Below are 25,596 nucleotides of genomic sequence, written 5' to 3' on the forward strand. Positions count from 1 at the left end.
CTGACACTTTCTCTGACTGCGGTGATAGTAACTGCATGCTGCTCTCATCGGCCCCGATGCCACATCCGACAGGGAGCGCCGATCGTGACACCTTCGGAGGGTGAGATGAGAAGACGCTCGATCATCAGCGCGGTCCTGGCGGCCGCGGTCGTCCCCTTATTCGCCGGGATCGCGGCGCTCACCACGACGCCGGCCTCGGCGGCGGTCGGCGGCTCGGGTCCCTACCCGGCCGACTGGGACGGCAGCCTGCAGAACCACACCGTCTACCGGCCCGTGAACATCCCGTCCCAGCGGCTGCCCATCTACGTGTGGGGCAACGGAGCCTGCTCCGCCAACGGGCTGTCGCAGGCCAACTTCCTGCGTGAGATCGCCTCGCACGGGTTCCTGGCCATCGCCAACGGCAGCCCGAACGGCTCCGGCTCGACGACCTCGCAGATGCTCACCCAGTCGATCGACTGGGCGGTCTCGGAGAACAGCCGCCAGGGGAGCGTCTTCTACAACCGGCTCGACACCAGCAAGATCGCCGTCGGCGGCTTCTCCTGCGGCGGGCTGGAGGCCTACGCCGTCTCCAACGACCCGCGGATCACCACGACCACCATCTTCAGCAGCGGCCTGCTGAACGACGCCGACGACTACCAGCTCAGGCGGCTGACGAAGCCGATCGCCTACTTCATCGGCGGCACCAGCGACATCGCCTACCCGAACGCCATCGACGACTGGGGCAAGCTGCCCTCGACGCTGCCCGCGTTCATGGGCAACCTGAACGTCGGGCACGGCGGCACCTACGGCCAGACCAACGGCGGCGAGTTCGGCCGCGTGGCGGTGCTCTACCTCAAGTGGCGGCTGAAGGGCGACAACACGGCCGGCGCGAATTTCGTCGGCGCCAACTGCGGCCTGTGCAACACCCAGTGGCAGATCCAGCGGAAGAACCTGACGCTCGACCCCTCCCCGTCGCCCTCGCCGAGCCCCTCGCCCAGCCCGTCACCGAGTCCGTCGCCCAGCCCTTCGCCCAGCCCGTCGCCTTCGCCCAGTCCGTCACCCTCCGGGACGCAGGGCTGCTCGGCGACCTACACGGTGCAGGACCAGTGGCCCGGCGGGTTCGTCGCCTCCCTGAACGTCACCGCGGGCGGCGCCGCGATCAGCGGCTGGAGGCTCTCGCTCACCCTGCCGAGCGGGGCTGCGATCACCTCGCTGTGGAACGGCGTCAACACCGGCACCAGCGGCGCGGTGACCATCGTCAACCAGAGCTACAACGGGCGGCTGTCGGCCGGGCAGAGCACCACCCTCGGGTTCCAGGGCACCGGAACCGGCGCGGGCGCCACGGTCACCTGCACCGCCACCTGATTCATCCGAGGTCAGGACGCGTCCACGATCTGGATGACCGTCTTGCCCGGGGTACGGCGGTGGCGGCCGGCGAAAGCGTCGGCCGCCTCCGTCAGCGGGCGCACGCCGCCCACGATCGGCTTGAGCCGGCCCGACCTGACACGCTGGGCCAGGTCGGCGAGCTGGGCGCGGTCGGGCTCGACGACGAAGAAGACGGCCCGGCCGTTCCCGGGCTGCACGGTGGGCGGCATCGCGACGCTGACGACGGTGCCGCCCGGACGCAGCAGTTCGGTCGACCGGTTGAGGACGTCGCCGCCGATGACGTCGAACACCACGTCCACCTCGCCGGCGTTCCGCAGGTCGTCCGCGTCCAGGTCAAGGAAGGTCCGCGCGCCGAGGCCGAGCACGAGCTCGCGGTCGTCGGCCCGGCCGGTGGCGATCACCTGGGCCCCCGCCTCGCACGCCAGTTGGACGGCGATCGAGCCGACCCCGCCCGCAGAGCCGTGGATCAGGACGGTCTGGCCGGTCGCGAGGTGGCCGTGGTCGAACAGGCCCTGCCAGGCGGTCAGGCCGGAGATGGGCAGCGCGGCGGCCACGGTGTGCTCGATGTCGGCCGGCAGCGGGGCGAGGTTGCGCGCCTCGACCGCGGCGTATTCGGCCAGTGATCCGTTGCGGGCCCAGTCGGTCAGCCCGAAAACCCGCTGGCCCACGGTGAGGCCGGTGGTGCCGTAGCCGAGTTCGACCACGACCCCGGACAGCTCGTTCCCGAGGACGGCAGGGGTCCGGTCGTGGCCGGCCCGGTCGGTCCAGGTGGCCGGCCAGTCGAGCTCACCCGGGGTGAAGCCCGCGGCGTGGACCCGCACGACGACGTCGTTCTCCGCGGCGTGCGGATAGGGCATCTCGGTCAGGGACAGCCCGCCGACACCGGCGTCCCGGTCTTGTACGGTGATCGCCCGCATACCCGGATGGTGCCCGCTCGTCCTTGTGGGGCACGGCTCCCTCCGGCCAAGGTTCACCCATCTCGCCCGACCAGGTAGCGCTGGAGGGTGGGGCCCAGCCAGCCCACGACGTCCTGGTGGGTCATCTCGACGACGGGCGGCAGGCGCAGGACGTAGCGGCACAGGGCCAGGCCGAGCATCTGGGTGGCGACCAGGCCGGCGCGGCGGGCGGCGGTCGCCGGGTCGCCCGACAGTTTCACGGCCAGGGGTCCCAGCTGGCTCGCGAAGATCTCCCGCATCCGCCCGGCGACGTCCTCGTTGGTGACGGCGGTGCGCAGGAGCACCATCAGGGCCTCGTCGGCCTCCCAGCGTTCGACGAAATGGGCGGCCAGGGTCGCGCCGATCCGGTCTTCGGGGACGCCCGACAGGTCGGGGAGGTGGAGGTCGAAGTCGGCCGCGGCGGCGAACAGCTTCTCCTTGTTGCCGAAGTAGCGCATCACCATCGACGGGTCGATCGCGGCGTCGGCGGCGATGGCCCGGATGGTGGTGCGGTCGTAGCCGTCGGCGGCGAAGCGCTCGCGGGCCGCGCCCAGGATCGACGCCTTGGTGTCCTCGGACGATCTCCTCATGCCAACAAGTGTAGGCCAACGCCTGTTGACTTCGACAGCGCGGTCGGCGCATAGTGATGCCAACAGGTGTTGACCAACAAGCGTTGACCTCGGAGGTCGTCATGCTTCCTGCCACTACCGACGTCCTGGTCGTCGGAGCCGGGCCCACGGGACTCACCGTGGCGGTCGGGCTCGCGCGGCTGGGCCGCCACGTCACCGTCGTCGACGGTCAGGCCGAGGGGGCCAACACCACCCGGGCCGCCGTCGTGCACGCCCGCACCCTGGAGGTGCTGGAGCCGTACGGCGTGGTCGACGCCCTCGTCTCCCGGGGCCTGCGCGCGACCGGGTTCAGCATCCGGGACCGCGACCGGGTGCTGGTCCCGGTGCCCTTCGGGGGGCTGCCGACGGCCTATCCGTATACGCTGATGATCTCGCAGGAGGTCACCGAGGCGGTGCTGCTGGCGCGGCTGACCGAACTGGGCGGGCGGGTGCTCCGCCCGTACACCGTGACCGGGGTCGAGCAGGACGAGGCGGGGGCGACCGTGACGTTCGCGGGCGGGGAGAGCGTCCGCGCGGCCTACGTGGTCGGGGCCGACGGCATGCACAGCACGGTGCGCGAGCAGGCCGGCATCGCGTTCACCGGCGAGGCCTACGCCGAGTCGTTCAGCCTCGCCGACGTGCGGCTCTCGGGGGGAGTGCCGCAGGACGAGGTGGTGCTCTACTTCTCGCCCGCCGGGGTGCTCGTGGTCGCGCCGCTGCCCGGCGGCTCCTACCGGATCGTGGCGACGGTGCCCGAGGCGCCCAGAGTGCCCGACGTCGCGTTCGTCCAGCGGCTGCTCGACGACCGTGGTCCTGAGGCGGGCCGGGCGGTCGTGCGCGAGGTGGTGTGGGGGTCGCGGTTCCAGGTCCACCACCGGGTCGCCGACGCCTACCGGGCGGGGCGGATCCTGCTCGCCGGAGACGCGGCACACGTCCACAGCCCGGCGGGCGGGCAGGGCATGAACGCCGGCATCACCGACGGGGTGGCCCTCGCGACGGCTCTCGACGCCGTTCTCGGCGGCGGCTCTCCCGGTCTGCTCGACGCCTACGGCGCGGTCCGCCGGCCGGTGGCCCAGCAGATCGTGTCGCTCGCCGACCGGATCACCCGGCTCGCCACCGTCGACCGGCGCTTCCGCCCGGCCCGCAACCTGGCGCTGCGCCTGCTCGCCGCCCTGCCCGCCTTCCGTCGTCAGCTGGCCTGGCGACTGTCGGGCCTGGTCTACCGCTGAGCGCCGCCGGTCAGGGGGTCTTGTGAGCCGGGACGGCGAGGACCCGGAGAGTGGCGAAGGAGTCGCGGATGCAGGCCGGCAGGTCGGCGGTGTCGTCGGCGGCGATCCACGCGACGTAGGCCGTGCGGAACATGGCGATGCCGGTCTCGGCGGCGACGGACGCCTCGGCGGGACCGACGCCCCGGGCGCGCAGGGCCGTGGCCAGCGCGTCGGCCAAGCTGGCGAGCTTGACCAGTTCGCGCTCGCGCAGCTCCTCGTTGGCCTCGATGGCGGCCTGGCGGCGGCAGGAGTAGGAGCGGCGTTCCTGGAGGAGCGCCCCGGCCCTCTCGAGAGCGGTCGCCACCGCCTCCAGGGGCGCGGTGCCGGGGGAACACTCCGCGACGGCGCCGGTGAGGAGGTCGCGGAGCAGGGCCGACCCGCCGAAGAGGACCTCACGCTTGTCGGCGAAGTGACGGAAGAAGGTGCGCTCGGTGAGACCGGCGCGCTGGGCGATCTCCGCGATGGTCGTCCGGTCGAAGCCGCGCTCGACGAAGAGGTCGAGGGCGGCGTCTTCGAGTCTGCCGCGCGCGTTCGGCTCCCATCTCGCCATGGGTCGAGTGTAGGTGATGTCAGTCACTGTCGTCTTGATGTCATGGACTGACATCGCATAGTGTGATGACAGTTCATGACATGGAAGAGGTGGTCATCATGCGTGTGTTCGTGACGGGGGCGTCCGGGTGGATCGGGTCGGCCGTGGTGCCGGAGCTGCTGGCGGCGGGGCACGGCGTCGTCGGGCTCGCCCGCTCCGACGCGTCGGCTGAGGCGCTGGCCAAGGCGGGGGCGGAGGTGGTGCGTGGCACCCTCGACGATCTCGGCACGCTCCGCGACGCGGCGGCGGCCTCGGAAGGGGTCCTGCACCTGGCGTTCAAGCACGACGTCGCCTTCTCGGGCGGCTTCGCCGAGGCGGCCGGGGCCGACCGGGCCGCCGTCGAGGCCATGGCCGGGGCGCTGGCCGGGACCGGACGCCCGTTCGTGCTGGCCTCGGGCCTGCTCGGGCTGACCCGTGGACGCGTCGGGACCGAGCGCGACTTCCCCGAGCGCTCCGGGTCGCCGATGCACGGACGGGTGGAGACCGCCCGCCGGGTCGTGGACCTCGCGGAGACCGGCGTCCGCACGTCGGTCCTGCGGCTGCCGCCGACCGTCCACGGCGCGGGCGACTACGGCTTCATCGCCGCCTATGTCGCGGCGTCGCGCGCGGCGGGACGGGCGGGCTTCGTCGGCGACGCGCGCTGGCCCGCCGTCCACCGGTCGGACGCGGCCAGGCTGTTCGTGCTGGCCCTGGAGAACGCGCCCGCCGGGTCGGTGCTGCACGCCGTCCAGGACGAGGGCGTGCCGTTCCGGGAGATCGCGGAAGCCGTGGGGAAGGGCCTGGACCTTCCGGTCGCGGAGCTCTCGCAGGAGGAGGCCGACGCCGCGTACACCTGGCTGGGGCCGATCATCGCCACCGACAGCGCCGCGTCGAGCGACCTGACCCGGGCGCTGCTCTCCTGGGAGCCGACCGGTCCCGGCCTGCTCGACGATCTGGCCTCCGGGTGTTACTTCGGCTGAGCGTTGCCGGTGGCCCAGGCCCAGGCGGCGATGCCGACGCGGTTGCGGGCGTCGAGCTTGCGCTGGACAGCGGCGATGTGGTTCTTGACCGTGCCGGGCGAGATGAACAGGGCGGCCGCGATCTCGCCGTTCGTGTGGCCCTGGGCCACCAGGCGGGTGATCTCCAGTTCGCGGTCGGTGAGCCGCGCCGGGCCGGGCCGCGCCTGGGGGGCGAGGGCACGCAGGAGCCGTACCGTGATCTGCGGGCTGATCAGGGTGTCGCCGGACATGGCGGCGCGGACGGCCTCGACCAGGATGGCCGGGCTGGAGCGCTTCAGCAGGAAGCCGCACGCGCCGTTCCGCAGCGCGGTGTGCACGTATTCATCGAGGTCGAATGTGGTGACGACGACGACCCTGATCGGGTCGCTCACCTCGGGCCCGGCCAGCAGGCGGGTCACCTCCAGCCCGTCGAGGCGGGGCATCCGGATGTCGGCGAGCACCACGTCGGGGCGCAGGTGGCGGGCCTGTTCGACCGCGCTCGCCCCGCAGGCGGCCTCGGCGATCACGGTCATGTCGGGCTGCGCGTCCAGGATGACCCGGAACGCGCTGCGCACGTCCTCCTGGTCGTCGGCGATCAGGATGCGGATCACGCCGCTCCCAGGGGGATGGTCGCGGCCAGCCGCCAGCCACGTGGGGAATGCGGGCCGGCGGTCAGGCCGCCGCCCAGTGCCTCGACACGTTCGGCCAGGCCGGACAGGCCGAAGCCGGGCCGTCTCTGAGCAGGGCCGGTTCCGTCGTCGGTCACGGTGACCTCCAGGGCCGAGCCGGTGTGGTGGACGGCCACCTCCACCTGCCGCGCCGCCGTCGCGTGGCGGCGCACGTTGGTGAGCGCCTCCACGACGATCCGGTAGGCCGTCGCGGCCACCTCCCGGGGCACGTCGCCGGCGTCGAGGTCGAGGCGGACCGCCGCAGTGCCGGAGGAGGAGAACCGGTCGGCCAGTTCCCGCAGGTCCGCCAGCGCCGGGAGCGGGGCCCGGCCCGCCGGGTCGTCGGTGTCGTGCAGCATCCGCACGGTCCGGTCCATGGACGTCAGGGCCTGCAGCGCCGCCTGTTCGATGCGCTCGAAGGCGGCCGCCGCCTGCCGGGGGTCGCTCTCCGCGAGGATCCGGCCCGCCTGGGCCTGGGCGAGCATGCCGCTGACGTCGTGGGCGACGAAGTCGTGCAGGTCGCGGGCGAGGTGGACACGCTGTTCCCGGCGGGCCTCCTGGACGGCTCGGGCGCGGTGATCGTCCAGAGAACGCAGGTAGAGCCCGATCGTGGCCGCCAGCGCCGCCGCCAAGCCCCAGACGGCGAAACCGGCCAGCGCCTCGACGGTGGGGGCGGCCGGACCGTACCGCAGCAGGGAGACCGGGGCGGCCACCCCGGCGAGGGCCGCAGCGGCCAGCGCGGCGCGGTGCGGCGCGGTGCGGACCGCCAGGACGATGAGCCCGAGCAGGACCGCCGACTCGCCGACGGTCCAGCCCGGGGCGGGGGACTCCGCGCCGAGCATAAGGAATCCGGCGGTCACGGCGAGCGACAGCAGGCCCGCTCCGCCGGCGGCGAGCGCGCTGTTCCGGGGGCGCATGCTCCGAGCCTAGGTATCCGGCCACCCCGGCGTCCCGTGCCGAACGGCACGTATACCGGCGAACCGGCCGCCACCACGCTGGATCAGGACGTGATCCCCTGAGGTGAGGACGTGATGGCGGATGCTCCGCTGGCGGGACTGGTCGGGATACGCGGCGGCCGTGTGGTCGCTGGTCTACGGGGCCCTCGGGCTGTTCTGGGCGCTGGGCGGCGCGGGGTTCCCGTTCGCGTCGGTCGAGGACGACCGGGCGACGGGTTCGATCCTGGAAGGAAGCCCAGCCGGGATCGTCGCGCCGGGCATGGCCGCCGTCGGGCTGGCCGGCGCGATCGTGGCGCTGAGGATGGCCCGGGGCCGCGACGGCGCCCGCACGGCGCTGATCGTCTTCGGCTGGGTGGTGGCCGGCACGCTCGCCCTGGTGATCCCCGACTACACCCTGCTCATGCTGGTGGCGTTCGCGCCGCTGCTGCTGGTGTTCGCGTTCACCGGCGTGCCCGGACCGCAGGAGGGCATCGGCGACATCCTCTACTGGCACCGGGTGAACCTGATCATCCTGTTCGTCGGAGGCGTGCTGTGGGCGCTGGCCTACCAGAGGCGGACCACGCGGCAATGGAAGCAGGCCACGCCTGACCAGCTGCGGCGCTGGGGCCGGTGGGCCGTCTGGGTGGCGTGCGCCGCGCCCGTTCCGTACGAGATCACGCGGGTCGCCTGGTATTTCGGCGTCCCGCTCGGCATCCCGGAGGACTTCGCCCAGATGATGCGGGAGACGCCCGGGATGCTGGAGATCGGGCTCGGCTGCGCCGTCGCGTCGATCTGCGGATCGATCCTCACCCACGGCCTCGTGAGCCGGTGGGGTGAGGTCTATCCGCGCTGGGTCTGGTTCAAGGCGGGCGAACGGGTTCCGCCGGCGCTCGCGGTGGTGCCCGCCGCCCTGGTGGCGGTCGTGCTGATACCGGCGGGACTGATGAACGTCCGGATGGGGGCCGACCGCGACACGTGGGGGATGAACGCGCCGGGCATGCTGTGGGTCGTGTGGGGCGTCGCCCTCGGCGTCGCCGCCTGCGCCTACGGCCTGCGGCGGCGGAGCCGGGCGTCCAGCAGCGCGGGCGGTGTGGTGGCGTAGTTGTCCTCGGGGTTGAGGTCGGTTCCCGGCGGCACGATGGCGTCGATGCGGTCCAGGAGGTCGTCGGTCAGGTCGACCTCGGCCCCGGGCAGGACCCCGTCGAGCTGGGCGGCGGTGCGCGGCCCGATCAGGACCGACGTGACGGCCGGATGGGCGCGGGCGAAGGCGATCGCCAGTTGCGGCAGCGTCATCCCGGCCTCCTCGGCGAGGGCGGCCAGGCGGGTGAGCGCGGCGGCCTTCAGACTGCCGGTCGGCGTCGCCGGGTCGTACCGGGACGGCTGGGACGAGGCCCGGTGGCCGGACGTGAGGTCGGGGCGGCCCGAGAGCCAGCCGCCGTTGAGCGGGCTGAAGGTCAGGACGCCGAGCCCGTGGCGCTGGGCGGTGGGGAACACGGCGCGCTCGGGCCCGCGGGTGAAGATCGAGTACATCGACTGCTCGGCCAGGAACCGGTGGGCGCCGGTGCGCTGGGCCGCCCACTGCGCCTCGGTGATCAGCTCCGCTGGGAACATGGAGGAGCCGAACGCCCGGATCTTCCCGGCGCGGACGAGGTCGGTCAGGGCCGACAGCGTCTCGGCGACGTCCGTCTCATGGTCGGGGCGGTGCATCTGGTAGAGGTCGATGTGGTCGACGTCCAGACGGCGCAGGCTGTCCTCGACCGCGCGGACGATCCGGCGCCGGGAGCCGCCCCGCTGGTTGGGGTCCTCACCCATCGGCAGGCCGAACTTGGTGGCGATGACGACGTCGTCCCGGTGGCCCTTCACGGCCCTGCCGACGATCTCCTCGCTCTCGCCGTGGGAGTAGACGTCGGCGGTGTCGACGACGTTGATCCCGGCGTCGAGCGCGCGGTGGATGATGCGGACCGCGTCGTCGTGGTCGGGGTTCCCCATGCTGCCGAACATCATCGCGCCGAGGGAGAGTTCACTGACGGACATCCCGGTCGCGCCGAGGGTTCTGCGTTTCATCTCGGATGGGCCTTCTGGATCGCAGGGCTGCTGACCTGGCCATCTCACCAAGCCGGCCCGCCCTGCCGTGAGCCCGATCCTGCCGCGGCGTTGCCCGATCCTGTCATGGTTGACTGGCGCGCATGGACCTCCTGGACGAGATGCGGCGGCTGGTCGTGCGCCTCACCCCGGACGGCGGCCAGCGGAAGATCCCGGGCGGGGTGACCCTCGCGTCCGTGGACCGGCCGACCCCGCCGGTCGGCGCGATCTCCGAGCCGTCGCTCGCGATCGTCGCGCAGGGGGTCAAGCGCACGGTGCTCAACGGCGTCCCCTACGACTACCGCGCCGGTCAGTACCTCGTCGTGTCGGTCGACCTGCCGGTGGTCGGCCAGGCCCTGGAGGCCAGCCCCGACCGGCCGTTCACCGTCTTCAGCATGTCGCTGAGCCCGGCCGCCATCGCGCCACTGCTGCTGGAGCACGGCGCGGGCGGCGAACCCGGGGCGTTCACCGGGATGGCGGTGAGCGACGCCACGCCGGAGTTGCTGGATCCCGTCGTACGCCTGCTGCGCGTCGCCGACCGGCCGGACGACCTGCGCGTGCTCGCGCCCGGATACCAGCGGGAGATCCTCTGGTGGCTGATCAACGGCGACCAGGGTGCGCTGGTGCGGCAGATCGGCCTCGTCGACGGCAACCTCGCCCGCGTCTCCCGGGGGATCCGCTGGATCCGCGACCACTACCGGGAGCAGCTGTCCATCGCCGATCTGGCGGATCTCTGCGGCATGAGCGCGTCGTCCCTGCACCGGCACTTCCGCGCGGCGACGTCGATGACACCGGTCCAGTTCCAGAAGCAGATCCGTCTCCAGGCGGCCCGGACCCTGCTCATGACCCGGTCGGGCAACGTGGCGGAGGTCGGCTATTTCGTCGGCTACGAGAGCGCGTCGCAGTTCAGCCGCGAATATCGCAAGGCGTTCGGTGTCTCTCCTGGCCGGGACGCCGCGCAGCTGGCCCGGCTCTCAGGCGCGTAGGTCCGACCAGGTCCCGTGGTCGGCCGCGCGGAGGCGTGACGACAGGCCCGCCTCGTCGAAAGCCTTCTCCACCTCCGCGCGCCCTTCGGTGAAATGCGTCCAGCCGTCGTAATGGGCGGGAATCACCACGTCCGCGCCCAGAACCGCCGCCGCCGCGGCCACCAGTCGCCCGTCCATCGACACCGGGCGCTGCCGGAATTTGCCCTGGACGCGTGCCGCGCCCGCGTTCAGCACTGCCGCGTCGATTTCCGGGACACCGCGGGCGATTTCGCCCACAACGCGCATTGACGCGTTGTCGCCGCTCACATAAACGGTCGGCAGGCCACGGCCGGACAATACGAAGCCGGTCACCTCGCAGTTCACGAAGCCGTCCGCGTCGCGTTCTCCGTCTTCCGGTCCGTGGACGGCCGGGACGGCCAGGAAGAAAAGGTCGCCGCCGCCGTCGGGGCGGAGCACGGTGAACGTCGTCCAGGGTTCCAGGCCCCGGCCGTTCAGGCGGGCGGCGGTGCCGGGGACGGTCAGGGTGAGCGGGGCCGCCTGGGCGAACGCGCGGCCTCGGTCGTCGAGGTTGTCGGGGTGGGCGTCGTGGCTGACCAGGACGACGTCGACGGGGCCCAGCGCCGCCTCGTCCGCCACGGGAGGAAGGGTTTTGGTCAGGTAGCCGTGCGGTCCCGGGTCGTCGAAAGTGGGGTCCACGACGATGCGCAGGCCGCCCATGTCGATGACGGTCGTGGGGCCGCCCAGGACCGTGGCCGCGCCTTCGCGCCTCGGCAGATTCTGCTCACTCGCACGCTTGCTCACGAGTCAATGCTGCCGGTCGACATGTCCCCCCAGTGGCCGACACACCGCCCCGTCCGTACCCGAAACAGCAGGTGGAGCGCTATCCCTTAAGGGAAACGCGGACCGTCCCAATGTGGACACACCACTTGGCAATATCTCATCTAGCGGGACATATGTGATCTAACTAAACTCCGTGACAGATCGGAACGTTCTAAGCCGAACGGTCTGGTTATCGTCAACCACCGGGGAGGGTTGCGGCCCTTTCGCACGTCCTTTTTCCGGACGTCCCCGGGGGTGGCGCGATTCCTCTGCGTGTGGTGACGAGTCCCTCAGCACCCATGGAGGTTTCGTGTCAAGGTTAAGACTGACCGTCGCCACGGCCGCAGCGGTCGGCCTGGTGGCTGCGTTGGTCCCGGCCGGATCGGCCATCGCCGACCCGACGCCGTCTGCGACCCCGTCGTTCACCGCGACGCCGCTGACCCCCACCGATGTGGTGGTCGGGGCCAAGTCGCTCACCGGCCAGCTTGCCGAGAGCGACGAGGCGCTGCTCAAGGAGACCTCGTCCGCGCCGGTCAACGTCGCCGTGAAGCTCGACTACGACTCGCTCGCCGCCTACAAGGGCGGGATCAGCGGGTTCGCGGCCACGAGCCCGAGCGTCACCGGCAAGAATCTCGACCCCGACAGTGCCGCGGCCGAGAAGTACGTGAAGCACATCGAGAGCATCGAGAACAAGTTCCTGGCCGCGCTGCCCGGTGAGGTCGCCGGCGCCAAGGTCGGCCAGAAGCTCCGGACGGTGTACGGCGGCGTCGCGCTCACCGTCCCGGCCAACGAGGCCAAGGACCTGCTGAAGCTGCCCGGTGTGGCGGCCGTGCAGCGGGACGGCCTGGAGAAGCCGCTGTCGACCGACGAGAGCGAGGCCATCGACGCCACGCCCGTCTACAACTCGCTCGGCGGCGCGCCCAACTCGGGCAAGGGTGTCATCGTCGGCATCCTCGACTCCGGTCTCTGGCCGGAGCACCCCATGATGGCCGACAAGCCCGGCCTGCCGACGCCCCCGGCCAAGGCCGACGGCACCCCGCGGACCTGTGACTTCGGCGACAACCCGCTGACCCCGGCGACCGACGTCTTCGTCTGCAACAACAAGCTGATCGGCGGCCAGCCGTTCCTGGACACCTACAACCTCGTGGTCGGCGGCGACGTCTACCCCGACTCGGCGCGTGACTCGAACGGCCACGGCACCCACACCGCCACCACCGCCGCCGGCGGCCCGGTCACGGACGCCAACCCGCTGGGCATCTCGCGCGGCGCGACCCACGGCATCGCACCGGCCGCGATGGTCTCGGTCTACAAGGTCTGCGGCGCCGAGGGCTGCTACCAGACCGACTCGGCCGCCGCGGTCGCCCAGGCGATCCTCGACGGCGTCGACGTGATCAACTTCTCCATCTCCGGCGGGGCGAACCCGTACACCGACCCGGTCGAGCTCGCCTTCCTCGACGCCTACGCGGCCGGTGTGTTCGTGGCGGCCTCGGCCGGCAACTCCGGTCCCGGCGCGTCCACGACCGACCACCGCTCGCCGTGGGTGACCACGGTCGCGGCCAACACCCAGAAGCGGACCTTCGAGTCGACCATCACCTTCAGCGGTGGCGGCCCGGTCATCAAGGGCGCCTCGATCACCGCGGGCGTCGCCGCGGCGACCCCCGTCGTGCTGGCCTCGGCTCCGCCGTACAGCAACGCGCTGTGCACCACCCCCGCGCCCGCCGGCCTGTTCAGCGGGAAGATCGTGGCGTGTGAGCGTGGCCCGAACCGCGTGCTCAAGGGCTTCAACGTGAAGCAGGGCGGCGCGGTCGGCATGATCCTGTACAACAGCACGCCGCTCGACATCATGACCGACAACCACTGGCTGCCGACCGTCCACATCGACAAGCCGGCGACCGACGTCCTGCTCGCCCACCTCGCCGCCACCCCCGGCGCGACGGCGAGCTTCACCCAGGGCACCAAGACCAACTGGCAGCGCGACGTGATCACCACGTTCTCCTCGCGCGGCCCCGGCGGCGACTTCCTCAAGCCCGACGTCACCGCCCCCGGTCTGCACATCCTGGCCGGTCACACCCCGACGCCGGAGTCCCCGCTGGAGGGCCCGCCCGGGAACCTCTACCAGGTGATCGCCGGCACCTCGATGTCGTCCCCGCACGTCGCGGGCGCGGCGGCGCTGGTCTTCGCGGCCAACCCCGGCTTCACCCCCGGCCAGGTCAAGTCGGCCCTGGAGACCACCGCCCGGACCAACGTCACCAAGCAGGACCGGGTCACCCCGGCCGACCCGTTCGACATGGGCGGCGGCCGGATCGACCTGAGCCAGGCGTACAACTCGGTGCTGACCATCGACGAGACCGCGGCCGACTTCGCGGCCTCCGCCGCCGACCCGCTGAACCGCATCGACCTGAACATCCCGTCGGTGAACGCGCCGACGATGCCGGGCCAGATCACCACCACCCGTACCGTCAAGAACGTCACGGGCCAGCAGGTCGAGTACACCGCGCGCGGCAAGAACACCTCGCCGGGCACCTCCATCACCGTCACCCCGGCCCGCTTCACCGTGCCGGCCGGCGGGACCAAGGAGCTGACCATCACGATCAGCGCCACCGACGTCCCGGACGGCCAGTACTTCGGTGAGATCGACCTCCGCCAGGAGGACGGCAACAAGGACCACCACATCCCGGTCGCGTTCTACCGCCAGGAAGGCGCGATCCCGGTCGACCAGACGTGCGCCCCGTCGACCATCGCCAAGAACACCGGCGAGTCGACCTGCACCGTCACCGTCAGCAACGGCACCCTGGACGACACCGAGGTCACCGCCACCAGCGTGCTCGACGGCCGTCTGCGGCTGAACAGCGTCACCGGCGCGACCCAGGTGAGCAGCCAGGAGGCCACCGTCACCACCACGCTCGACGGCCGCCAGCCGGACGCGCCGGTGATCACGCCGGGCGGGCTGTTCGGCTACATCCCGCTCGACGCGTTCGGCACCCCGCCGACCCCGGTCGGCGACGAGCAGGCGGTGAACTTCAACGTCCCGTCGTTCAAGTTCGCCGGGCAGACGTTCAACCGGATCGGCATCACGTCCAACGGCTACCTCGTGGCCGGCGGCAGCAACGGCTCGGCGGACATCCAGTTCACCCCGCAGACGCTGCCCGACGTCACCCGCCCGAACGGCGTCCTCGCGCCGTTCTGGACCGACCTCGACGGCACCGCCGCCCCCGGCGTCTACGCGACCACGCTGACCGACGGCGTGAGCGACTGGATCGTCGTCGAGTGGCGTCTGAACCTCTACGGGACCAACACCCTGCGGACGTTCCAGACGTGGATCGGCGTCAACGGCACCGAGGACGTCAGCTTCGCCTACCCGAGCGCCTACCCCTACCCGGGCGACGCGTACGGCCTGACCGTGGGCGCGGAGAACGCCGACGGCACGGCGGGCAGCCAGATCCCGGCCGGCACCGGCCCGTCGTCCGACTACACCATCGCCAGCACGCCGGGGGCGCCCGGCGAGACCCTGACCTACACGATGAAGGTCAAGGGCGCCATCACCGGCGTCGGCTCGGTCACCACCTCGGTGGTCACCGACCAGGTCAACGGCGTCACCCAGGAAGTGGACAAGATCACCGTCCAGTAGTCACCCGACGGTGAACGGGCCCGGCGGTTCTCCGCCGGGCCCGTTTTCCTGTCACACATCAGCACCTCGCCCGGACGTCGACCGTCAGGGGGACGTTCTGGGTGTCCGTCCCGTCAGTGGCCTGGAGCCGGGCCGTGTAGACGCCGACCGGTGTCGGCGGGATGCTGACCCCGACGGCGGTCTGCACGGTTCCCGAGCTGTTCGAGCCGGGCGGGATGGGGGACGTGCCCGACGTCGTCGAGCCGGGCGGGAGGTCGTGGATGGTCGCGCCGATGGTCGACGACCACGTCCCGTCCACGGAGACCAGGAAGTACGTCGAGCGGCCGTAGACCGAGTCGACGCAGATGCGTTGCCCGAGATCACGCAGGGTCCACGTCGAGGCCGACGCGGGGGCAGCGGCGGCGGCGAACGTCGCCATGAGCAGACCTGCGGTCAGGGCACGGTTGAGCGATTTCACTGACACCTCCAGGATGCTTGTGGTGCGGTGCCGTCATTATTAGATGTTTCAACTATTTCGGATTGATAGGGACTTTCCTGATGAAAGGTGCGGTGGTGGCGGATGAAAGGTTCAATCAGCCGCCACGTAAAGTCCTGCTATGACTTCCACCCGGTATGCACCGAACGGCATGGTTTGCACCGTTGACCACCTGGCGTCCGCTGCGGGGGTCGGTGCGCTCGGCAAGGGTGGGAGCGCCGCCGACGCGGCGATCGCGGCCAACGCGGTGCTGGCGGTCACCGCGCCGCACATGTGCGGCCTCGGGGGCGACCTGTTCGCGCTGGTCCACGACGGATCGGGCGTCCACGCCCTGAACGCCTCGGGCCGCGCCGGCAGCGGCGCCGACCCCGAGCGGCTGCGGGCCGAGGGCAAGACCGTGATGCCGCATCTGTACGACATCAGATCCGTCCCCGTCCCCGGCTGCGTCGACGGCTGGCTGGCCCTGCACGGCAGGTTCGGCCGGTTGCCGCTCGCCGAGGTGCTGGCCCCGGCGATCCGCCTGGCGGCGGACGGCTTCCCGGCCTCCCCGCTGCTGGCCCCGGGCGCGGCGTTCATCGGCTCGCTGCAGAGCGACTACGCGTCGGTGAGGGCGGTCGGCGACCCGATCAGGCGGCCGGGCGCGGCCAGGACCCTGGAGGCCGTCGCCAAGGACGGCCGCGCCGCCTTCTACCAGGGCGAGTTCGGCCAGGGCCTGCTGGAGCTGGGCGCGGGTGAGTACACCGACGACGACCTGGCCAGGGACCAGGCCGACTGGGTGACCCCGCTGTCGGCCCGGGTGTTCGGCCACGACGTCCACACCATCCCGCCCAACTCCCAGGGCTACCTGCTGCTGCTCGCCCTCGAGATCCTGGAGGGCCTGGACCTCCCCGCCGACCCCGCCGACCCGGCCTGGGCCCACCTCCTGATCGAGTCGGCCCGCGCGGCCGGCCACGACCGTCTCGACGTCCTGCACGAGGACGCGACCGCCCCCCTCGACTCGGCCGGGGCCCGCCGGTCCCTGGTCGGCACGGGCCTGCGGGCCCCCGCGGCCAAGGGCGACACCACCTACCTGTGCGCCGTGGACTCCGACGGCATGGGCGTCTCGCTGATCCAGTCGAACGCCGCCGGTTTCGGCAGCCTCCTGTTCGAGCCGTCGACCGGCATCAACCTGCACAACCGGGGCATCGGCTTCTCGCTGGAGAAGGACCACCCGGCCGAGTACGGCCCCGGCCGCCGCCCGCCGCACACCCTGTCGCCCGCCCTCATCACGAACGACGACGGCTCCCTCCGCACCGTCATCGGCACGATGGGCGGCGACGCCCAGCCGCAGATCCTCCTCCAGCTGGTGACCCGGCTCCTCGTCCACGGCCAGACCCCGGGCGAGGTGATCGGCGCGTCCCGGTGGGTCCTGGGCTCGGAGACCGGCTTCGACACCTGGCGGACCGGCGAGCAGGTCGTCGAGGTCGAGAAGGGCGCTCCCTGGGAGCTGGCGGAGCGGGGTCACCGGGTCGTCCAGGAGAACTACGGCGACGGCTTCGGCCATGCCCATCTGATCGACGTGCTGCCGTCGGGGATGCTGGCGGGCGCGACCGACCCCCGGGCCCGGATCGGCGCGGCCCTGGGTTGTTGATCATGATTCGGTCAAGTGACGTGTGGGGCTGACGCGACGGAGGGAGACAGGGGTCGGTGGGTCCCCCCACGGGACCCCTGACCTTGTGGAGCATTCATGCTGAAGGCCTCGTTCGTCGCCCTCACCGTCCTCGCCGCGGGCCTCGTCACGGCGGCTCCCGCCGCCGCGGTCTCCGCCGGTACGTGCACGTCCGCCCAGAGGGCCGCGGCGTCGGCCACGCCGATCACCGGGAAGGCCGTCGCGCCGGTCCGCTTCCAGATGGAGACGGTCGAACGGCGGAGGTTCACGATCGAGCTGACCGACCAGGCGAAGATCGACCACGCCCGGAAGATCCTCAAGGGTGAGGAGAAGAACCGGATCCACGTCTTCGGCCGCATCGCGAAGCGCCCGGCTGCGTACAACCCGCAGTGGAGCTTCCACCTCGACCCTTCCACCATCGACTTCTTCGAGATGGCGATCGAGGTCTGCGACTCCACGACCCAGTACGTCGAAGACCACCTCGACGAGGCCTGCGGCGCGTTCCTGCCGGGCTGCTTCTGGTGCCCGTGGACCTCGCGGCTGGTCGCCGAGGTCCCCTCGGTGAAGCTTTAGGGATGATCTGCGGGGTCCGCGGCGTTCGCGTTGGGGACCCCTTCCCCCGTACACGGAGAACCCCACTCATGACCGACCAGGCGACGAAAACCCTGCGTTCCACCTACGACGAGCTCGCCGCGCAGGTCCGCGCCTTCGCCCCGGAGGACCTCGTCCGCCAGTCGGGCGCCTCCGACTGGGACGTCTCCCAGGTCCTGAGCCACCTCGGCAGCGGCGCGGAGATCAACCTCGCCGCCCTCGAAGGCGCGCTGAACGGCACGGGCGCCCCCGAGGGCGACGCGATCCGCGCCATCTGGGCGCGCTGGGACGCGATGTCCCCGGCGGAGCGCGCCAACGCGTTCCTGGACGCCAACGAGAACCACATCGGCCGCCTGGAGGGGCTCGACCCGGCGACCCGGGAGAGCCTGCGGATCGCGCTGTGGTTCCCGACCGACCCGCTCGACGTGGAGACCTTCGCCAAGTTCCGGCTGAGCGAGCTGGCCCTGCACACCTGGGACGTCCAGGTCGCCTTCGACCCCGCCGCGTCGCTGCGCGAGGACGCCGTCGACATCCTGCTGGAGCGGATCGGCGGGATGCTCGGCTGGACCGCGAAGGCCGACCGGCTGGGCCGCTCCGTCACGCTGGCCGTCCACGTGACCTCGCCGGAGCGGTCGTTCGGGCTGGCGATCGGGGAGCAGGCGGAGATCGTCGACGTCCCGGCCGAGCCCGACGGCGTCCTGACCGCCCCCGCCGAGTGGTGGCTGCGGCTGGTGACCGGGCGGCACGCGCCCGAGCACACCCCGCCGGTCGTCGAGCTGACCGGTTCGGTCACTTTGGACGAACTTCGCAAGGTTTTCCCAGGATTCTGATCATTAGAACGGGTCGGCGAAACTTGTGACCCGTGTGACTCCGCTGACAGGATGCTCACGGTGAGGATCAAATATTGGACCGGTGCGCTGATCATCGCCGGCAGTGGAGTGTTGGTCGCCGGCCCCGCCCAGGCCGCGCCGTCCGGGCCGGGAATGGTGAAATGCCCGCGCCCGACCAAGACCGTGGGAAGCGCGGGCCAGTTGAAAAGCGCGCTTGCCTCGGCCCGCCCGGGAGATGTGATCAAGATGCGCCCCGGCGTCTACCGGGGCAATTTCGTCGCCAGGAAATCAGGCCTGAAGAACCGCCCGGTTTTCCTCTGCGGCACCGCCGCCTCCGTGATCCAGGGCGGCGGCCCGAAAGGCGGCTACGGTTTCCACATCGACCGGGCGAACTACTGGCGTCTGGTCGGATTCACCGTGAAGAACAGCCAGAAAGGCGTGATGGCCGACCGCACCACCGGGTCGGTCATCCAGTCGCTGACGGTCCATTCGATCGGCGACGAGGCCATTCATCTGCGCAATTTCAGCAGGTCCAACATCGTGCAGTACAACCGCGTCTACAACACCGGGCTGCGCAAACCGCAATTCGGTGAGGGCGTCTACATCGGCACCGCCGAGTCGAACTGGAAGACCTACACCGGCGGCAGAATGGACCGCAGCGACGGCAACTGGGTGCGCGGCAACGAGATCAGATCGACCGCCGAGGCCATCGACGTCAAAGAGGGCACCCGCGGCGGCTGGATCGTGGGCAACGTCTTCGACGGCTCCGATCTGGTCGACGACGGTACCAACGACTCCTGGGTCGACGTGAAGGGCAACGACTACGTCATCGAGGGCAATCGCGGCCGCCGGACCCCGCTCGACGGTTTTCAGACCCACGAGATCGTCGACGGCTGGGGAACCGGGAATGTCTTCCGGAAGAACGTCATCAACCTTTCCGGCGCGAGGGGTGTCGGAATCAACGACACCGTCGGCGGAAACACCATCGCGTGTGACAACAAGGTGACCGGAGGGCCACTCCTCAAAAAGGGTGCATGTAATAAATGACACTTACGATCGGGTTCGGGAGGTCGCATGAACCTGATCGAAGTGGAAGTCCCGGATTTCCGGGGCATGCAGGCACTCAACGCATGGCTGGCGGGCCACGACGCGGGCGTCCTGCTGATCGGCCCGTCTCCCGACGGCCCCGAATCGGTCATGCACGGCATCGTGACCCAGCAGGAGCCGCTCCCCGGCGCCCGGGTGGTCCGCTGGGGCACCGTCAAGGTGTGGACGAGCGACCGCGGGGGCGGCTCGGCGGGCGTCCGCGAACCACGTCACCCCAGGCCTCCGGCGGGCGGCCTGGCGGAGGAACTGCCGTAGCACCGGGGAGCCGCCTTCGAAGGGCGGCTCCCCGCCGCGTCTCACAGGCTCTCGTAGTAGGCCTTCATCGCCGGGTAGTAGTCGTCCCACTCCGGCTTCGGCGCGCCCTCGCGCGAGGCCACCAGCGCGTCGAGGTAGAACTCCCAGCCCGGCCCGATGTCCGCGACCCCCGTCACGTCGGTCAGGTGCTGCACGAACAGCAGCTCGGTCACCCCGTCGGCCTCGGTGAGGAAGAGCTCCAGGTGCCAGGTGCCGTGGTCGTCGACCGAGGAGATCGCCAGCCGCCGGGGCGGCTCGCAGGCCTCGACGCGCATGTCCGTCCAGGGCGCGCCCTCTTCTGAGGTGAGCTGGACCTGGATCATCGGATCGGCGTCGCCCCGCCAGGGCCCGAACCAGCGGGCGGTCCGGTCTGACTCGGTGACGCTGGCCCAGACGTCGGCGGCGGACGCCTTGAAGGTGCGGGTCAGGTGGAGGTCGGCGCCGAACAGCCGTCCGGTCGGTGTCATGCGGTCTCCCTGTTGTCGCGGCGGTGGTCGCGGCGGGCCCGGTGGACCTCGGTCTCCAGCGCGTCGAGGCGCTGCTCCCAGCCCGCGGGGGTCATGAGGGCCGACAGCCATCGGTGCAGCTCGGTGAGGCCCTCGGGGTTGAGCGAGTAGTAGCGGTGCCGCCCGTCGGGATCGTCGGTGACCAGGCCGCTCTCGCGGAGCACCCGCAGGTGGCGGCTGATCGCGGGCCGGCTGACGGGGAACCGGGCGGCGATCTCTCCGGCGGTGAGCCGCTCGTCGCGGACCATGCGCAGAATCGCCCGTCTGATCGGGTCGGCGATCGCCTCCGCGGCCTGGTCCATGATAGGAAGTGTAACCCATGGGTTACGCGTTTACATAACCCGCGCAGAGGGGGTAGGGGACCCGCATGGGTCGCACTTTCGGCGTCGAAGAAGAGTTCCTGCTGGTCGACGGGGTGACGGGAGAACCCGCCCCCGAGGTCGACAAGGTGCTGGCCGACGCCGGTCCCTATCCGGTCCGTGGCGGGGTCTTCAGCGCCGAGCTGTTCCAGACCCAGGTCGAGGGGGCGTCCGCCGTCTGCCACGACCTCTCCGGCCTGCGCGACCAGCTGACCCGCGCGCGGCGGATCCTGGCCGAGGCGGCCCGCTCCCACGGTCTGCGCCTGGTCTCGGTGGGCACCCCCGTGCTGACGGGCTCGATCCCGCCGATCTCCCCGGGTGATCGCTTCGCGGACATCGTCAGCACCCACCGCGGCACGATCAGCGACTACCAGTGCTGCGGCTGCCACGTCCACGTGGGCGTGCCCGACCGGTCGACGGCTGTGGCGGTGCTGAACCACGTGCGTCCGTGGCTGCCCACACTGGTGGCTCTGGGGGCCAACTCCCCGTACGACAGGGGCCGCGACTCCGGCTTCGCGAGCTGGCGGATCGCCGAGCAGATGAGGTTCCCCGGCGCGGGCGTCACCCCCTGGTTCGCCTCCCCGGAGGACTACGACCGCACGGTCGGCCAGCTCGTCGACTGCGGCGTCCTGGTCGACACGGCCATGACGTTCTGGCTGGCCAGACTGGGCGTCGGCAAGCCGACCATCGAGGTCCGCGCCGCCGACGCCGCCGGCTCGGTCGACGACGCCCTGCTCCAGGCGCTGCTGACCAGGGCGCTGGTGGAGACCTCCCTGACCGAACTGGCGGCGGGCCGCGAAGGTCATGACGTCCCCGACTCCGTCACCACGGCGGCCCTGTTCAACGCGGCCCGCAACGGCCTGGCCGGAGCGGGCGTCTCCCCGGCCGAGGGCCGCGAGGTCCCGGCGGTCTCCCTCCTCGACGGGCTGCTGTCACACGTGCGCGGCGCGCTGGAGGAGTCGGGGGACTATGACGAGGCCCGGCGGCTGGTCGACTGGGTCAAACGGGCCGGCACGGGGGCCGACCGGCAACGACGGGCGGCGACCGAGGGCGGGCCACTGGCGGTCGTCGACATGCTGGCCGCGCAGACTGCACATTCCTAGTGTTCGGCGCGAATTCGTGAGATATCTTCTTCCGGTCGAAGCTGCGGCCCGACGGGCTTCCCTCTGAGGACATGCCCCCATACCGCACGAAGTCCTTTCGTGCTGCCTGGGGGAATCCGTGGCGAGCGTTCCGGCTCCCGCCGAGCGGTTGTCTGCCAAAAGTCTCTATGATTCGCTTCTTCAGCCGAAATCCATTGTGGAGCGAACCTTCATCGCGGCCCTCGCGGCCAAGGTCAAAGCCGTGACCGGCCGGACCCCGGGTGAATCCGAGAAGCGCGCCTGGATCAACAGCCTCTCCGACCTCTCCCGGACCCTGATGGACGCCGAACGGGGAAGACTCGAAGTCTTCGTCGAATTCCCCATGCCGGGTAATAAACGCAGCTCGGCCGACGTCGTGCTGGCCGGATTCGATTCCAGGGGCAAGGTCTCCTACGTCGTCGTGGAACTCAAGCAATGGAGCGAGGCCGCGCTCTTCGAGGAGAACGACCGGCTGGTCGACGTGCCGGGGATGCGCCCGCACCAGAGCCACCCCGCCGTCCAGGCAAGGGGATATCGCGACCAGCTCCGAGAGACGTGCTCCGCGCTCGACGGCCGCCCTGAGGCGGTGAGCGCCGTCGTCTACCTGCAGAACGCGCAGCACGAGGACATCCGCGACCTCTACCAGAAGTCGGTGACCGAGGAGGTGCCGCTGTTCTGCCGGAGCGAACGCGGCGCGTTCATCACCTACCTCCGCAGCCGATTCTCCGACGAGCCCGGTCAGGTCGCCGGTGACATCCTGGCCCAGGGGGCGATGGTGCCGACCGGTGAGCTGCTCGACCGGGCCGCCGACGTGCTGCGGGGTCGCGACCAGTTCGTCCTGCTCGACGAACAGCAGGAGGCGCTCCAACTGATCCGCCACGACATCCGGGCGGCCTATGAGGCCAACACCAAGCGGGTCGTCATCATCACCGGAGGACCCGGCAGCGGAAAGACCGCGATCGCGCTGTCGCTGCTGCGCGAATACGCCGACGCCCGGGATCGGGTGGCCTACGTGACCGGCTCCCGCACGCTCACCAAGACGTTCCGCCGGGTGATCGGCGGCCGGGACAAGGACATCGCCGGGCTTTTCCAGTACTACAACGACTATGCCAACGCGCCCAAGAACAGACTCGACATGATCATCGTGGACGAGGCGCATCGAGTGCGGGCGAAGTCGCACGATCGCTACAACGCGGCCCGCCGCAGCGACCGCCCGCAGATCGAGAGCCTCATGGAGGCGGCTCGTGTTCCGGTCTTCCTCGTCGACGAACACCAGGTAGTCAAGCCTGGTGAGGTCGGGACCGTAGCGGCTATCGAGGCGCAGGCCCAGATCTTGAACATCAAATATCACCGGGTCAGCCTCGACGGGCAGTGGCGCAGCGGTGGCAGCGCCGTCTACGACGGATGGGTTCGCCGCCTGCTCAACCTCGGCGCCGCCGACGGTCAGTGGGACGGCGACCCGGGCGCGGAGCCGTGGCCGGGCGACGAGCATTTCGACGTGCGGTCAGCCGACTCACCCGCGCAGATGGAGGAGTTTCTCCGCGCCCGGATGGCCGAGGGTGGCTCCGCCCGGATCACCGCCGGATACTGCTGGCCGTGGAGCGACCCGCTCCCGGACAAGAGCCTGGTCGACGACGTGGTGATCGGCGACTGGGCCCGGCCGTGGAACGCCAACGGCGAGAGCGTCCGGGTGGGTAAGGCGCCCACCAGTCAGTTCTGGGCCACCCTGCCCGGCGGATTCGACCAGGTCGGCTGCATCTACACTGCTCAGGGCCTGGAGTTCGACTGGGCCGGTGTCATCATCGGGCCCGATCTCATCGCCCGAGGCGACGGTCTGCGCACCGTCCGTGAGGCGAGTCGGGATAAGGACCTGGCAAAACGGACGGTCTCCGACGAGCAGTTCGACCGGCTGGTCCGCAATACGTACAAGGTTCTGCTGACACGGGGACTCAAGGGCGTCGTCATCTACGCCTGTGACGAGCAGACCCGGAAGCATCTCAGGGCATTAGTCCCTCCAGTAACTCCCTGACGGCCGGGTCGGTCGCGAAGATGACGGTGCCGCGCATGCCTCTGGTCAGCAGAACCTTGTAGACATTGCGAACGAGCTGGTCGAACTCGGCGTCCGGGACGGTCTTGGTGCTCTTGAAGGCCGGGTCGCGGTTCGCGGCGCGTCTGGTGGTCAGGACGTCGTTCTCGACGGTCAGGTCGGGCCCGAGGATGACACCGGCCCAGTCGTACTCGAAGCCCTGGGCCGTGTAGACGCAGCCGACCTGGCCGAAGCCCGCGGGTTCGGTCGCCCACAGCATGCTCGGCGGGGCGTCGCCGACCGCGCGGTCCTTCTTGACGTTCCACGGGCGGGCCCAGTCGCCGATCACCACGTCGTCGACCAGGGTCAGGTCGGCCCGGGGGTCGCTCCAGGGCCAGCAGTATCCGGCGGTCATCCGGGCCGTGCCCGGTTTGGCCTGGAGGATCGCTTCGAGCTCCTCCGGGCTGCCGGCGAGACGCACCTCGAAGTCGGGGTCGCCCGCCCACGGCGAGGGGCCGTCACCCGACAGACCCATGAGGTCGAGCACCCAGCGCTCGTAGTGTCTGCTGCCGCCGCAGCGGAACTGCTCGTCGAGGCTGACGTGGCTGACGGCGTACCCCTTGGACTTCGCGAAGGCCTCGATCGCCTGGACGGTGCCGAGCTCGCCCGGCCGCACGACCTGATGTTCGTCAAGGAGGAACACCGGCACCCGTGCGGCGCTCAGCAGTTCGTCGAGTTGCGGGCGGCCGGTCCGTTTGGCGGCCGGGGTGAAGCGGTGGGACGAGGTCTCCCTGATGCGGTGAGCCTCGTCGCAGATCAGTACGTCGAGCGCGTCGGGCTTGGCGTCGGTGAGGCTGTTGAAGTAGACGAAGAGGTTCTTGATACGGCTGCTGCCCTTCGCGGGGTAGCGCCGCATGGTCTCAGTGAAGGACTGCGACCCGGTCGCGTGCAGGGTGGTGCGGCCCTGACGGAACAGCTCGCCCAGCAGCGACAGGGCGATGACGCTCTTTCCGCTGCCGGGGCCGCCGGTGACGACGACGGCTCGCTTCTCGTCGGTGTCGACGGCCCGGACGACCAGTTCGAAGGCGATCTGCTGTTCGTCGAGGAGGGTGAACTGCTCGCGCTCCCGGATCTCCTTGGCGGCGTGCGCCATGAGCTGGCGGCTCGGCGCGACGTGACTGCCCAGCAGCCGATCGGCGGCGGTCTCGCCGGGCGCGGGAGCCAGTCTCGTGCGTAAGAATGCGCGGAACTCCTCGCGGCGGCTGCCGGTGAAGACCTCACCGGCCAGGTCGGCGACGTCGAAGTCCATGGCGTTGTGCAGATAGGCGGCTGTGGCGACCGATTCAGGGGTGAGCACGTCGAGGAAGTCGACGAGGTATTCGCCGTAGCGACGGACCTGCTCGGCCGGGTGCAGGACCTCCCGGCCGCCGGTCAGCACCAGATGGTCGCCGAGTTCTGAGAGTTCGGCCTGGGTCCACTGCTTGAGTTCGACGACGACATAGGAGTCGGCGCCGGTCTCGGGATGCACCCCCGCAAGCACGACGTCGGCGCGGCGGCTGGTGAGCGGCAGCTTGTACTCGGCCAGCAGCGTGATCTCACCCAGCCCGGCCTCGGCGAGGTCGTGAGCGAGCACGGGGAGACTGTTGCGCCACGAACGCACTTCGGCGGGGGACGGTCCCTGACCGGTGGTGGCTCTCAGATGGTCGGCCAGCGCCTCGGTGAACGCCGTTTCGACGGGGGACAGCAGGTTCTCCACCGACAGCCGAATCGCCGACACAG

The 25,596-nt window shown here is 70.8% G+C and carries 24 protein-coding genes; 13 read left to right on the top strand and 11 right to left on the bottom strand.

Annotated features, from left to right (window positions below; genetic code table 11):
* Positions 1-105: 105 nt before the first annotated feature.
* Positions 106-1,344, top strand: coding sequence for a cellulose binding domain-containing protein (locus AW270_RS14560; protein WP_061294866.1), 1,239 nt, complete (start codon positions 106-108; stop codon positions 1,342-1,344).
* Positions 1,345-1,355: 11 nt separating this feature from the next.
* Here the strand turns inward: AW270_RS14560 and AW270_RS14565 are convergent, their stop codons facing one another.
* Together AW270_RS14565 and AW270_RS14570 are read right to left on the bottom strand one after the other, a co-directional pair.
* The gene (locus AW270_RS14565) at positions 1,356-2,282 is read right to left on the bottom strand and encodes an NADP-dependent oxidoreductase (RefSeq protein ID WP_061294867.1); all 927 of its coding nucleotides are present in this window, start codon (positions 2,280-2,282) and stop codon (positions 1,356-1,358) included.
* Positions 2,283-2,335: 53 nt separating this feature from the next.
* Positions 2,336-2,890: a TetR/AcrR family transcriptional regulator gene (locus tag AW270_RS14570; RefSeq protein ID WP_061294868.1), complete on the bottom strand. Its 555-nt coding sequence runs from the start codon at positions 2,888-2,890 to the stop codon at positions 2,336-2,338.
* Between the two features lie 101 nt (positions 2,891-2,991).
* On the opposite strand from AW270_RS14570, the gene AW270_RS14575 reads away from it, so the two are divergent.
* Positions 2,992-4,137 carry an FAD-dependent monooxygenase gene (locus tag AW270_RS14575; protein ID WP_061295287.1) on the top strand — a complete coding sequence of 382 codons (1,146 nt, stop codon included), beginning with the start codon at positions 2,992-2,994 and terminating at the stop codon, positions 4,135-4,137.
* 10 nt (positions 4,138-4,147) lie between these two features.
* On the opposite strand, the gene AW270_RS14580 is transcribed toward AW270_RS14575, so the two are convergent.
* A complete protein-coding gene (locus AW270_RS14580) occupies positions 4,148-4,726 on the bottom strand; it encodes a TetR family transcriptional regulator (RefSeq protein ID WP_061294869.1) in 579 nt (192 codons plus the stop codon).
* Positions 4,727-4,824: 98 nt separating this feature from the next.
* Between AW270_RS14580 and AW270_RS14585 the strand changes: the two genes are divergently transcribed.
* Positions 4,825-5,724 (top strand): SDR family oxidoreductase, encoded by a 900-nt coding sequence (locus AW270_RS14585; RefSeq protein ID WP_061295288.1) that lies wholly within the window; start codon positions 4,825-4,827, stop codon positions 5,722-5,724.
* On the opposite strand, the gene AW270_RS14590 is transcribed toward AW270_RS14585, so the two are convergent.
* Positions 5,712-6,344, bottom strand: a complete 633-nt coding sequence (locus AW270_RS14590; RefSeq protein WP_218009236.1) for a response regulator — start codon at positions 6,342-6,344, stop codon at positions 5,712-5,714. The two genes, AW270_RS14585 and AW270_RS14590, sit on opposite strands and share 13 nt — an antisense overlap.
* Before the next feature lie 5 nt (positions 6,345-6,349).
* Positions 6,350-7,327: a sensor histidine kinase gene (locus AW270_RS14595; RefSeq protein ID WP_061294871.1), complete on the bottom strand. Its 978-nt coding sequence runs from the start codon at positions 7,325-7,327 to the stop codon at positions 6,350-6,352.
* A 121-nt stretch (positions 7,328-7,448) separates the two neighbouring features.
* Between AW270_RS14595 and AW270_RS14600 the strand changes: the two genes are divergently transcribed.
* Positions 7,449-8,447, top strand: coding sequence for a hypothetical protein (locus AW270_RS14600; protein ID WP_061294872.1), 999 nt, complete (start codon positions 7,449-7,451; stop codon positions 8,445-8,447).
* Here AW270_RS14600 and AW270_RS14605 read toward each other — a convergent pair.
* Positions 8,390-9,409, bottom strand: a complete 1,020-nt coding sequence (locus AW270_RS14605; protein ID WP_061294873.1) for an aldo/keto reductase — start codon at positions 9,407-9,409, stop codon at positions 8,390-8,392. The genes AW270_RS14600 and AW270_RS14605 overlap by 58 nt on opposite strands.
* Positions 9,410-9,531: 122 nt before the next feature.
* On the opposite strand from AW270_RS14605, the gene AW270_RS14610 reads away from it, so the two are divergent.
* Positions 9,532-10,413 (top strand): AraC family transcriptional regulator, encoded by an 882-nt coding sequence (locus AW270_RS14610; RefSeq protein WP_061294874.1) that lies wholly within the window; start codon positions 9,532-9,534, stop codon positions 10,411-10,413.
* Here the strand turns inward: AW270_RS14610 and AW270_RS14615 are convergent.
* Entirely contained in the window at positions 10,402-11,214 is an 813-nt protein-coding gene (locus AW270_RS14615) for an MBL fold metallo-hydrolase (RefSeq protein ID WP_061294875.1), read from the bottom strand. The two genes, AW270_RS14610 and AW270_RS14615, sit on opposite strands and share 12 nt — an antisense overlap.
* Before the next feature lie 328 nt (positions 11,215-11,542).
* Here AW270_RS14615 and AW270_RS14620 point away from each other — a divergent pair, with 328 nt between their 5' ends.
* A complete protein-coding gene (locus AW270_RS14620; protein WP_218009227.1) occupies positions 11,543-14,860 on the top strand; it encodes a S8 family serine peptidase in 3,318 nt (1,105 codons plus the stop codon).
* 58 nt (positions 14,861-14,918) lie between these two features.
* Here the strand turns inward: AW270_RS14620 and AW270_RS14625 are convergent, their stop codons facing one another.
* Complete coding sequence (locus tag AW270_RS14625; RefSeq protein WP_157521969.1) at positions 14,919-15,323, bottom strand: DUF5980 family protein; 405 nt, start codon at positions 15,321-15,323, stop codon at positions 14,919-14,921.
* 163 nt (positions 15,324-15,486) lie between these two features.
* On the opposite strand from AW270_RS14625, the gene AW270_RS14630 reads away from it, so the two are divergent.
* The 5 genes from AW270_RS14630 to AW270_RS14650 all read left to right on the top strand — a co-directional run bounded on the left by AW270_RS14630 (position 15,487) and on the right by AW270_RS14650 (position 19,766).
* Positions 15,487-16,965, top strand: coding sequence for a gamma-glutamyltransferase family protein (locus AW270_RS14630; RefSeq protein WP_245674716.1), 1,479 nt, complete (start codon positions 15,487-15,489; stop codon positions 16,963-16,965).
* Positions 16,966-17,061: 96 nt separating this feature from the next.
* On the top strand, positions 17,062-17,556 hold the full coding sequence (locus AW270_RS14635; RefSeq protein ID WP_245674717.1) for a BP74-related protein: 495 nt from the start codon (positions 17,062-17,064) through the stop codon (positions 17,554-17,556).
* A 68-nt stretch (positions 17,557-17,624) separates the two neighbouring features.
* Positions 17,625-18,404 carry a maleylpyruvate isomerase family mycothiol-dependent enzyme gene (locus tag AW270_RS14640; RefSeq protein ID WP_061294878.1) on the top strand — a complete coding sequence of 260 codons (780 nt, stop codon included), beginning with the start codon at positions 17,625-17,627 and terminating at the stop codon, positions 18,402-18,404.
* A 60-nt stretch (positions 18,405-18,464) separates the two neighbouring features.
* Positions 18,465-19,451, top strand: a complete 987-nt coding sequence (locus AW270_RS14645; protein WP_169807317.1) for a right-handed parallel beta-helix repeat-containing protein — start codon at positions 18,465-18,467, stop codon at positions 19,449-19,451.
* Positions 19,452-19,478: 27 nt separating this feature from the next.
* Positions 19,479-19,766 (top strand): PASTA domain-containing protein, encoded by a 288-nt coding sequence (locus AW270_RS14650; RefSeq protein WP_082801559.1) that lies wholly within the window; start codon positions 19,479-19,481, stop codon positions 19,764-19,766.
* Positions 19,767-19,807: 41 nt separating this feature from the next.
* Here the strand turns inward: AW270_RS14650 and AW270_RS14655 are convergent, their stop codons facing one another.
* Both AW270_RS14655 and AW270_RS14660 read right to left on the bottom strand, forming a co-directional pair.
* On the bottom strand, positions 19,808-20,272 hold the full coding sequence (locus AW270_RS14655; protein WP_061294879.1) for an SRPBCC family protein: 465 nt from the start codon (positions 20,270-20,272) through the stop codon (positions 19,808-19,810).
* Positions 20,269-20,613, bottom strand: a complete 345-nt coding sequence (locus AW270_RS14660; RefSeq protein WP_061294880.1) for a metalloregulator ArsR/SmtB family transcription factor — start codon at positions 20,611-20,613, stop codon at positions 20,269-20,271. Before AW270_RS14660 ends, AW270_RS14655 begins: the two co-directional genes overlap by 4 nt.
* Before the next feature lie 65 nt (positions 20,614-20,678).
* On the opposite strand from AW270_RS14660, the gene AW270_RS14665 reads away from it, so the two are divergent.
* Both AW270_RS14665 and AW270_RS14670 read left to right on the top strand, forming a co-directional pair.
* Positions 20,679-21,773: a carboxylate-amine ligase gene (locus AW270_RS14665; protein ID WP_061294881.1), complete on the top strand. Its 1,095-nt coding sequence runs from the start codon at positions 20,679-20,681 to the stop codon at positions 21,771-21,773.
* A gap of 196 nt (positions 21,774-21,969) precedes the next feature.
* Positions 21,970-23,820 (top strand): DUF2075 domain-containing protein, encoded by a 1,851-nt coding sequence (locus AW270_RS14670; RefSeq protein WP_061294882.1) that lies wholly within the window; start codon positions 21,970-21,972, stop codon positions 23,818-23,820.
* Here AW270_RS14670 and AW270_RS14675 read toward each other — a convergent pair.
* Complete coding sequence (locus tag AW270_RS14675) at positions 23,789-25,594, bottom strand: DUF2075 domain-containing protein (protein ID WP_061294883.1); 1,806 nt, start codon at positions 25,592-25,594, stop codon at positions 23,789-23,791. The genes AW270_RS14670 and AW270_RS14675 overlap by 32 nt on opposite strands.
* Positions 25,595-25,596: the final 2 nt, after the last annotated feature.

It is taken from the genome of Herbidospora cretacea (genome assembly GCF_001570605.1).
Classification (GTDB): domain Bacteria; phylum Actinomycetota; class Actinomycetes; order Streptosporangiales; family Streptosporangiaceae; genus Herbidospora; species Herbidospora cretacea.

What these genes read in the sequence shown, in the direction of transcription:
- AW270_RS14610 (WP_061294874.1), top strand. Translation starts at nt 9,532, where the DNA reads ATGGACCTCCTGGACGAGATGCGGCGGCTGGTCGTGCGCCTCACCCCG.
- AW270_RS14570 (WP_061294868.1), bottom strand. Translation starts at nt 2,890, where the DNA reads ATGAGGAGATCGTCCGAGGACACCAAGGCGTCGATCCTGGGCGCGGCC.
- AW270_RS14600 (WP_061294872.1), top strand. Translation starts at nt 7,449, where the DNA reads ATGCTCCGCTGGCGGGACTGGTCGGGATACGCGGCGGCCGTGTGGTCG.
- AW270_RS14585 (WP_061295288.1), top strand. Translation starts at nt 4,825, where the DNA reads ATGCGTGTGTTCGTGACGGGGGCGTCCGGGTGGATCGGGTCGGCCGTG.
- AW270_RS14635 (WP_245674717.1), top strand. Translation starts at nt 17,062, where the DNA reads ATGCTGAAGGCCTCGTTCGTCGCCCTCACCGTCCTCGCCGCGGGCCTC.
- AW270_RS14580 (WP_061294869.1), bottom strand. Translation starts at nt 4,726, where the DNA reads ATGGCGAGATGGGAGCCGAACGCGCGCGGCAGACTCGAAGACGCCGCC.
- AW270_RS14560 (WP_061294866.1), top strand. Translation starts at nt 106, where the DNA reads ATGAGAAGACGCTCGATCATCAGCGCGGTCCTGGCGGCCGCGGTCGTC.
- AW270_RS14660 (WP_061294880.1), bottom strand. Translation starts at nt 20,613, where the DNA reads ATGGACCAGGCCGCGGAGGCGATCGCCGACCCGATCAGACGGGCGATT.
- AW270_RS14640 (WP_061294878.1), top strand. Translation starts at nt 17,625, where the DNA reads ATGACCGACCAGGCGACGAAAACCCTGCGTTCCACCTACGACGAGCTC.
- AW270_RS14655 (WP_061294879.1), bottom strand. Translation starts at nt 20,272, where the DNA reads ATGACACCGACCGGACGGCTGTTCGGCGCCGACCTCCACCTGACCCGC.
- AW270_RS14575 (WP_061295287.1), top strand. Translation starts at nt 2,992, where the DNA reads ATGCTTCCTGCCACTACCGACGTCCTGGTCGTCGGAGCCGGGCCCACG.
- AW270_RS14565 (WP_061294867.1), bottom strand. Translation starts at nt 2,282, where the DNA reads ATGCGGGCGATCACCGTACAAGACCGGGACGCCGGTGTCGGCGGGCTG.
- AW270_RS14595 (WP_061294871.1), bottom strand. Translation starts at nt 7,327, where the DNA reads ATGCGCCCCCGGAACAGCGCGCTCGCCGCCGGCGGAGCGGGCCTGCTG.
- AW270_RS14650 (WP_082801559.1), top strand. Translation starts at nt 19,479, where the DNA reads ATGAACCTGATCGAAGTGGAAGTCCCGGATTTCCGGGGCATGCAGGCA.
- AW270_RS14665 (WP_061294881.1), top strand. Translation starts at nt 20,679, where the DNA reads ATGGGTCGCACTTTCGGCGTCGAAGAAGAGTTCCTGCTGGTCGACGGG.
- AW270_RS14630 (WP_245674716.1), top strand. Translation starts at nt 15,487, where the DNA reads ATGGTTTGCACCGTTGACCACCTGGCGTCCGCTGCGGGGGTCGGTGCG.
- AW270_RS14605 (WP_061294873.1), bottom strand. Translation starts at nt 9,409, where the DNA reads ATGAAACGCAGAACCCTCGGCGCGACCGGGATGTCCGTCAGTGAACTC.